Here is a 1192-nt window from a genome sequence, read left to right on the forward strand (position 1 = left end):
TTTGTGTTTGTTGACTTACTAACAGTACCAAATTCTGTTGCTGTGCCTGGTTCACATGAGCCTAGCTTGATTGTTTTTTTAGTGTCCTCTTTCTGTCCTACTTCATAAGCCGATGCTAGTTGAAGAGTACCAGCAACGCCTCCATTGCAAGCGGCTTCAGTGTCAGCTGGTAGGAATAACCCCCCATTGATACAAACAACCGCCTTTAACTCTTCGCAGTACATCACTGATAAGCGCTGGTTCGTGTTAGGGATGAATACCATAGCAGGTATAAAAGTTTCCTCTCCAGTAACCATATGTGTAAAAGTATTTAATTCCATACATGCCCCAAGCATTTAAATAATTGATTAAACTGGCGTTATTATATACCAACCCTTACAAATATACCATATGATAACACAACATTTTATAAATTATTGTTCCCATATTTTATTGACTTTGGGAAGGACAAAGGCGACACAATAGGGCTCGAAAGAGGGTCAGCTTTTTAGGCGAAGCCGTTAAGAAAAGCTATACAAATGCTTTTTGCTCGCCGAAGGCGATTCATATGGCCACCAGCATTCTGCTAGGACGGTGACAACGGGGGTTGGTTGGCAATGTCCTAGCGCTGGTGGACAACAGCCTTGAGCGGCAGCACTTGGTGAGGAACGAGCCTTAGGGATGCAGGGGTAAGTCCGGCGGGTGGGCCTCGGTGGCGACTAGGGGGGCTCCCCTATTAGTGGAGAGAAATTTTTATGTTTCGATTGTAGTAGATTGGTTTTATGTACACCAGAGACAAAAAAGCCCCGACAATATTGCCGGGGCTGGTCGCTTGGGGAGCGGTTATTCTGGTGCTGGTTCTCTATATACCAGCAATCTTCCACTAATTGACTTTTGATTGCTCTTTCCCTTATGGGGGACACAGATAGAGTACAAGGAAAAATGTTTAGCCTTCACCACTTCTGTTAGGCATTGGCTTTTAAACCTTCGCTCGAGAATGTTCAGGCTGTCTTCTAAAGTATGCGAAAGAGGTTCAGGCTTTCTCTCTACTGCTGACCCCCCTAAATTGTAATAACATAATTTCCACATAAAAAACAACCCAAAACCAATACCAAGTCTAATGTACATTCAAGCTAATGTTTGCTTCAAGTTCGAGTGTGAAAATCGTATCTTCATAGCTATAAACCACAGTGTTATTACTAACGATTGGTTC

General features: G+C 43.1%; 1 protein-coding gene. It reads right to left on the minus strand.

The annotated features are described in order from the left end of the window. The coding region (locus IQR33_RS26670; protein ID WP_193843718.1) for a hypothetical protein at positions 1–320 on the minus strand (320 nt) is incomplete at its 3' end. Positions 321–1192 lie beyond the last annotated feature (872 nt).

This window comes from Vibrio sp. OPT46, from assembly GCF_015163535.1.
Classification (GTDB): Bacteria; Pseudomonadota; Gammaproteobacteria; order Enterobacterales; family Vibrionaceae; genus Vibrio; species Vibrio alginolyticus.